This is a genomic window from Pseudomonas vlassakiae, assembly GCF_014269035.2.
Lineage (GTDB): Bacteria > Pseudomonadota > Gammaproteobacteria > Pseudomonadales > Pseudomonadaceae > Aquipseudomonas > Aquipseudomonas vlassakiae.
Genome location: NZ_JABWRP020000032.1, coordinates 26,802 through 33,832 on the forward strand (window position 1 = coordinate 26,802; position 7,031 = coordinate 33,832).

Here is a 7,031-nt window from a genome sequence, read left to right on the forward strand (position 1 = left end):
AATGGTGTCAAGATGATATTTGACAGCGGTTCGCCAGGTTTTGGAAAACGTGATCGATTGCGCCTTGCAACTGCTTAGCGTTCACGCAACGCCTCGGTCTGTGCCTTGATGATCGGCTTTAGCAGGTAGCTCATGATGGTTTTCTTGCCGGTCTTGATATCCACGGTGGCGACCATGCCCGGGATGATCAACAGCGGCTTGTCATCGCTACCCAGGTGACTCTTCTCGGTGCGCAGGCGGATCGGGTAATAGGTCGTCTTTTTGTCCTCGTCGGTGATGGTGTCGGCACCAATCTGCTCCAGCTTGGCTTCGAGGCCGCCATAGATGGTGTAATCGTAGGCAGTGAACTTGACCATGGCCTCCTGACCGGGGTGAAGGAAAGCGATGTCCTTGGGCAGGATCTTCGCTTCGATCACCAGGGAGTCATCCAGCGGGACGATTTCGATGATGTCGCTACCCGGCTGGATCACCCCGCCGATGGTATTGACCAGCAACTGCTTGACGATGCCGCGTACCGGCGAAGTGACCAGAGTACGGTGGACGCGGTCATCCAGCGCTTTGCTGGTGGCCGTGGCCTTGTTCAGTTCGGTCCGGGCCTCGTTGAGCTGAGTAAGGGCATCGCTGCGGAACTTGCCGCGGGTCTCCTCGATCTTGCTCTGCACCTCCTTTATTGCAGCTTCGGCACGCGGAATTGCTAGCGCAGTGGCATCCAGCTCGCCACGAAGCTCCACTTCGGAGCGGCGCAAGCGCAGGATTTCGACCTGGGAGACCGCCCCTTTGGCCACCAGCGGCTCGGACATGCCGATCTCCTGGCGCAGCAGCTGCAGGCTGTTGGCATACTGGTCTCGCTTGGAATTGAACTCGCGCAGCTCTTGCTGTTTCTGCACCAGTTGCTGCTGCAGGCCGCTGACTTCATCCTGCAACTGCTGGCGACGGCTCTGGTAGAGCGACTCTTCACTGGCGGCCTGGCTGGGTGCCGCCTGGCGCAGGTTCGCTTCTATCTCCAGCGGGACATCCTCGACCTCGGCACTCAGGCGTTCGACGCGCAGGGCCATGGCCACGCGGTCGGCCTCGGTTTCGCCCTTGTTCGAGGCGAAGCGGGTTTCGTCCAGGCGCAACAACGGCTCGCCGACTTCGACCACCTCCCCTTCCTTGGCGAATATTTCGGCGACGATACCGCCTTCAAGGTTCTGGACCTTTTGCACTTTGGACGAAGGAATGGCCTTGCCCTCGCCACGGGTGACTTCGTCGATGGGCGCGAAACTGGCCCAGATGATCATGAACAGGAAGAACGCGATCACGCCCCAGATGGTCAGGCGCACCACCCGTGGCGCGTCTTCGATCAGTGCCTTGTTGACCTCGGGCAACGGCTGCCCGTGCAGCGACTGCGAGCCTTTGAAGTAACGGCGCAGCTGCTCCTTGAACTCACCGATATCAAGCTTATGCAACACTGATCTGCCCCTTCTTCAGTGCATCCATGACTGCGGTTTTCGGGCCATCGGCGACAACCTGGCCACGGTCGATAACGATCAACCGGTCGACCAGCGACAACAGCGAAGCGCGGTGGGTGACCAGCAGCACGGTCTTGCTCTCGATCACCGCCTGCAGGCGTTGCTTGAGGCGTTCTTCGCCGGTGTTGTCCATGGCTGCGGTGGGCTCGTCGAGCAGCAGGATCTGAGGGTTCAGCAACAGGGCACGGCCCAGGGCCACGTTCTGCCGCTGGCCACCCGACAGGTTTTGCCCACGCTCGCCGACCTGCAGTTCGTAGCCGTCCGGGTGTAGCCGGGCGAACTCGTGCACGCCGGACAGCTCGGCGGCCTGGAGGATGATCTCGTCCTCGATGTAGCGTGCCCCGCTGACCAGGTTGTCGCGCAGGCTGCCGGCCAACAACTGGATGTCCTGAGGCACATAGCCGATGTTGTGGCGCAGCTCGCTGACGTCGATCTGGCGAATATCCACACCGTCGACCAGCAGCGAGCCATTGTCTGCTTCGTACAGGCCCACCAACAGCTTGGCCAGTGAACTCTTGCCCGAACCGCTGCGGCCGATGATGCCGATCTTCTCGCCTGGGCGAATGCTCAGGCTGATGTTCTTCAGGGCCTGGTTCTGCTGGTTGGGATAGGTGAAATCGACGCCGCGGAACTCGATGGCGCCCTGAAGCACCTGACGGCTCAGCGGGCGCTCCTCGAAATTGCGTTCCTGAGGCAGCTCCATCATCTGGTCAGTGGCGGTCATGGTCACCTTGGCCTGCTGGTAACGCGCCAGCAGGCCATTCAACTGGCCTAGCGGGCCGAGGGCGCGGCCGCTGAGCATGTAGCAGGCGACCAGCCCGCCCATGCTCAGGCTGCCGTCGATAATCAGGTAGACGCCGAGGCAGATCATCGCCACGCCTGCCAGTTGCTGGATCAGCAGGGTGATGTTCATGGCCAGGCCAGACAGCACTTTCACGCGCATCTCCAGGCGGCTGAGGGTGCCGAGGGTCTGCTCCCATTTGTATTGGCGTTCGCTCTCGGCGTTGTTGACCTTGACGGCGTCCAGCCCGGCCAGGGTTTCGATCAGGCTGGACTGGCGTTCGGAAGCCAGCGCCATGGTCCGCTCCATGGTCGCCATCAGCGGCTTCTGCAGGGCATAGCCGATGCCCAGGGCCAACGGGAAGGCCAGCACCGGGATCCACACCAGATGGCCGCCGATGATGCCGATGACGATGAGAATGATCAGGGTGAACGGCAGGTCGATCAGGCTGGTAAGCGTCAGGGACGCGAGGAAATCGCGCAGCCCCTGAAATTCATGAATGTTCTGCGCATAGCTGCCGACCCTCGCGGGTCGGTATTTCATGGCCATGCCGACGATGCGCTCGAACAACGTGGCCGAGATGATCAGGTCGGCCTTCTTGCCAGCCAGGTCCAGGCACAGGCTGCGCAGGCCCTTGAGGATCAGGTCGAAAATGTAGGCACCGGTTATGCCCACCGCCAGTACCCACAGGGTCGAAGTGGCCTGGTTGGGGACAACCCGGTCGTACACATTCATGACGAACAACGGCGCAGCCAGGGCGATCAGGTTGATCACCAGGCTTGCCGCAATGGCGTCTATGTACAGCCACTTGCTGCGCAGCAAGGTGTCGCGGAACCAGGATTTAGCGCGCGGGATCAGGTTGCCGTGGTTGACGTCGTACTTGTGCTGCGGCTGGGCGAAGAACACCCGGCCACTGTAATCGCTGATAAGGGCTTCGCGACTGACCAGCACTTCACCGCCGTCGCTCTCGCTGAGCAGCAAGCGTGCGGTTTCGGGGTTTTCCCAACCGAGCAGGACGGCGGCACGCCCCTCCTTGAGCAACAGCATGGCCGGCATGGCGATACTTGGGATCTGTTCCAGCTTGCGCTGCAACAAGCGCCCCTGCAGGCCGGCCCGGGCCGCGGCACGGGGCAACAGCTCAGGGCTCAGGCGCTGGGCGGGCAAAGGCAACCCGGTGGTCAGCATCACTCGGCTGGCGGGCTTTTGATGCAGCACACACAGGGTGAGCAGGCAGTCCAGCAAGGGATCATCGTGCTGGCTGCGCGGATCGTGGCTCAGCTGGATTCGTCTTACGTCGGATTCCACGTGGCGCTCTTCCTTGCGGTAGTTGGGATGGCCCCTTCAACAATTGCTCATTGCTCTTTTCAAGCAGACGACAGCAAAACCCTAAGGGTTCATTACTGCTGCACAGTGGAACTCCCTGTGCATATAGCCACCTCTCCAGCAGCGCTTATCAAAAGACTAACGATTGATCGCGCCAGCGCAAGTCGAAGTTCCTCGTCGCCCGATATCAGCGACGATCGACCTTACGCAAGGCCTTGTAGAACGCGGCCTGAGGCGCAAGGCTCACGTTTGAGCCATCGAAAACACCTTGCAACTAATACGAAAGTGAGAGTTGGCAAGCGGCTATTTAACGATATGACTTTAGATTGCCCGAGCTTCGTCGCAGGGCCGTTGCAGTCAACATTTCGTCAGTCTTCCAGCTCTCGAACTTTTAGCGAGCCAACGTTTTATGTTCATTGAATAAAAGCACTTTCTAATCATTCCACAAGCCCGTTAGCGGGGCATGGACAGTATTGGTCGAGTCACCTGGAGAGCCCCATGAGCACGGTAGTTGCCATCGTCAAGAGCATTGTTGGCCAAGTCATCGCGGTATCCCCAGAGGGCATCCGCCGCGTGCTCATCGAAGGAGACCGTCTGTATGCAGGCGAGCAGGTACTGACGGGCGCAGGGGGGGCCGTCACCCTTCAGTTACCCGATGGGCGCTATCTGGACCTGGGCCGCGACAGCCAGTGGAGCGCTGGCACGCCCGACAACAGTACCGACATGGCCCTGGCCACCGCCCAGGCGGCGCCGTCGGTGGAGCAACTGCAGCAGGCCATCCAGGCGGGCGCCGACCCTACTACCGCGCTGGAGGCAACGGCTGCGGGCGTCACGCCGTCTGGTAGCAGCAATGGCGCACTCGGTGGCGGGCACAGCTTCGTCATGCTCGAGGAGACCGCGGGACGGGTCGACACCACTGTCGGCTACCAGACCGGGCCGCTTGATTTCAGCGCGGGCCTGCGCTTCGAGCAGTTCGCTGGCCTGGACACGACCGTTGCCGCAGACACAAGTACGGCGGTGACCCTGAGCGCGACGCCGTCGATCGGCGAGGACGGTGGCACCATCGTCTATGTCGCAACGGTTGGCCAAGCCCCGCTCAGCGCACTGGCCGTGACGTTGTCCAATGGTGCGGTGATCTTGATTGCCGCCGGGCAGACCAGTGGTTCGGTGAAGGTCGCAGTACCTGCCAACGACACGGTATACCTCGATGACCAGACGCTGTCGGTAACCATCACCGGTACCCGTGGTGGCGGCCTCCCCGTCAGCATCGACAGCACCCCGGCCAACACCCGTGTGGTAGACAGCATCGACACGACCACCGCCACCCTCAGCGCCAGCCCCACGGTTACCGAAGGCGGGGCGATCACCTACACCGTGACCCTGAGCAACCCGGCGCAGACCGCCGTCACAGTCAGCCTGTCCAATGGCCAGGTCATCAGCATTGGCGCGGGCCAGAGCAGTGGCAGCGTGTCGGTGCAGACGGCCAACGATGTGTACAAAGGCACGAGCACGCTCAGCGCCAGCATCACATCGGTGAGCGGGGGTAACTTCGAGCACCTGGAGGCCGACCCTGCTCCCGCCGTGACCGTGATCAGCGATTCGGCCGATATCAGCACGGTGACCCTCACGGCCAGCCCTTCGGCGAGCGAAAACGGCACCATCCTCTACACTGCCAGCCTCTCGGCGCCGGTTACCGTTACGCCAGTCGTGGTGACTCTGGCGACTGGCCAGACCATAACCGTGGCGGTGGGCCAGAGCATCGGTACGGTCAGCGTGCCGGTGGGCAACGATGTGTATCAGGGGCCGGGGCAAGTCAGTAACAGCATTACTGCAGTCAGCGGCGGCAACTTCGAAAACCTGGTCGCCAACACGACGCCGGTCAGCACCAGCATCAGCGAAGTGCAGGACACCACCACGGTGAGCCTGAGTGCGACCCCGAGCGTGGCCGAGGGCGGCCAGATCCTCTACACCGCGACCCTCAGCAACCCCGGCCAGACTGCCGTCACCGTGACCCTGAGCAACGGCCAGAGCATCGTCATCGCGGCCAACCAGATTTCCGGCAGCATCAACGTGGCCGCACCGGGCGATGATCGCTATGCCGACGGTGGGCTGGTCAGTGCGCGTATCACCAATGCCAACGGCGGCAACTTTGAGCAGTTGGCGATCGACAGCACACCAGCGCTGACCACGGTCACCGATACCCTCGATACCTCGACCGTGACACTCAGCGCGACGCCCTCGGTGGCCGAGGGCGGCACTATCCTCTATACCGCCACCGTGGATGCACCGGTAACCGGCGCACCGCTGCTCATCACCCTGGCCAATGGGCAGACCATTACCATTGCAGTTGGACAGAGCTTCGGCACGGCCACCGGGACGGCTAACAACGACGTTTACCAGGGGCACGTCCCGGTGACCAACAGCATTACCGGGGTCTCGGGTGGCAATTATGAAAACCTGGTGGCCAACCCGGCGCCGGTCATTACCCGTGTCACCGATGTGCCAGACAGCATCACCCTGACCCTGACGGCGACGCCTGCCGTCACCGAGGGCGGCACCATCGTCTATACCGCCACAGTGGATGCGCCCGTCACCGGCAGTCCGGTTGTGGTCAGCTTGGCGAACGGTCAAACCATCACCATTCCGGTCGGCCAGAGCTCCGGTACGGCCACCGGTGCCGTGACCAATGACGTCTACCAAGGCCATGCGGCAGTCACCAACAGCATCACCAGCGTCAGCGGCGGCAATTACGAGAATCTGGTTGCCGACCCGGCACCGGTTTCTACAACCGTCACCGACGTACAAGACACCACTACCGTTTCGCTGACGGCAACGCCAAGCGTGGCCGAAGGCGGGCAGATCGTTTACACCGCTACCTTGACCAACGCCGCAGAAACGGCGGTAACCGTCACGCTGAGCAATGGCCAGACCATCACCATCGGCGCCAATCAGACCTCCGGCAGCGTCGCCGTTGCCGCGCCAGCGGATGATCCATATATCGATGCCGGTCAGGTCAGCGCCCGCATCACCAATGCCTCGGGTGGCAATTTCGAAAACCTGGCGATCAACAGTACCCCGGCAGTTACAACGGTGAGTGACACCATCGACACCTCGACCGTGACCCTGACGGCCACGCCGTCTGTGACCGAGGGCGGCACTATCGTCTACACCGCCGCGGTTAATGCGCCAGTCACCGGAAGCCCGGTCGTAGTCAGCTTGGCTAACGGCCAAACCATCACCATTCCGGTTGGCCAAAGCTCCGGCACCGCCACCGGCGCCGTGAGCAACGACGTCTATCAAGGCCATGCGGCAGTCACCAACAGCATTACCAGCGTCAGCGGCGGCAACTACGAGAACCTGGTCGCCAACCAGGCACCGGTCAGTACCACTGTCACCGATGTACAAGACACCACCAC

The 7,031-nt window shown here is 61.9% G+C and carries 3 protein-coding genes; 1 reads left to right on the forward strand and 2 read right to left on the reverse strand.

The genetic code is table 11. The annotated features are described in order from the left end of the window. Window positions 1–74 precede the first annotated feature (74 nt). Together HU738_RS25245 and HU738_RS25250 are read right to left on the reverse strand one after the other, a co-directional pair. Window positions 75–1,451, reverse strand: a complete 1,377-nt coding sequence (locus tag HU738_RS25245; protein WP_176509395.1) for an HlyD family type I secretion periplasmic adaptor subunit — start codon at window positions 1,449–1,451, stop codon at window positions 75–77. Further along, a complete protein-coding gene (locus HU738_RS25250) occupies window positions 1,441–3,597 on the reverse strand; it encodes a type I secretion system permease/ATPase (protein ID WP_176509396.1) in 2,157 nt (718 codons plus the stop codon). The genes HU738_RS25245 and HU738_RS25250 overlap by 11 nt, the downstream gene beginning before the upstream one ends. A gap of 516 nt (window positions 3,598–4,113) precedes the next feature. Between HU738_RS25250 and HU738_RS25255 the strand changes: the two genes are divergently transcribed. Beyond that, the coding region (locus HU738_RS25255) for a retention module-containing protein (protein WP_217871518.1) at window positions 4,114–7,031 on the forward strand (2,918 nt) is incomplete at its 3' end.